This window comes from Shewanella inventionis (assembly GCF_014641855.1).
GTDB lineage: Bacteria > Pseudomonadota > Gammaproteobacteria > Enterobacterales > Shewanellaceae > Shewanella > Shewanella inventionis.
Genome location: NZ_BMII01000125.1, coordinates 1 through 691 on the forward strand (window position 1 = coordinate 1; position 691 = coordinate 691).

At 41.5% G+C, this 691-nt stretch carries 1 protein-coding gene; it reads left to right on the plus strand.

Annotated elements, in window-relative coordinates:
• Positions 1 to 636: RNA-guided endonuclease InsQ/TnpB family protein (locus IEW93_RS21890; protein WP_188741291.1), on the plus strand; the 636-nt coding region annotated here is incomplete at its 5' end.
• Between the last annotated feature and the right edge of the window lie 55 nt (positions 637 to 691).

The following is a 691-nucleotide window of genomic DNA, read 5'->3' on the forward strand; positions in this document are numbered from 1 at the left end:
GGTGAAATGACAGGCATTGATATGGGTATCGCCAAAAACATGACCTTATCCACTGATTGTTGTGGTAACGAGGGTGTTTTTGATGGCGTCCATTCTTTTAAGTCCTATCAAGATAAGTTAGCTATCGAACAGCGTAAGTTATCGAGAAAGACTTTAGGCTCCGAGAACTGGAAGAAACAAAAACTCAAAGTAAGCAGGCTGCATCAACGCATTACCAATATTCGCAACGACTACCAACATAAAGCGACATCTGAAATCTGCAAGAACCACGCAATGATTATCTGTGAAGCTTTAAAAGTTGCGAATATGAGTAAATCAGCGAAAGGTGACAGCGAAAATCACGGCAAGAATGTCGCGGCTAAATCAGGGCTTAATAAATCCATTTTAGATCAAGGCTGGCATGAATTACGTCGCCAACTTGAATATAAAATGCGATGGAAAGGCGGGATTTACGGTGAAGTAAATCCTAGAAATACTAGCCGTGAATGTGCTTGCTGTGGTCATACAGAAAAGAATAACCGAAAAACTCAGGCAGAATTTATCTGTCTGTCATGCGGTCATTCAGATAATGCGGATAAAAACGCTGCTAAAGTGGTCCTAAATCGCTATTTACGCGAATTAGAGCAAGCGGCATAAGTAATTAATCAGGTTCGGGCAGAGCCGTAGCGTCTGTGAAGTGAATTGCATTAGC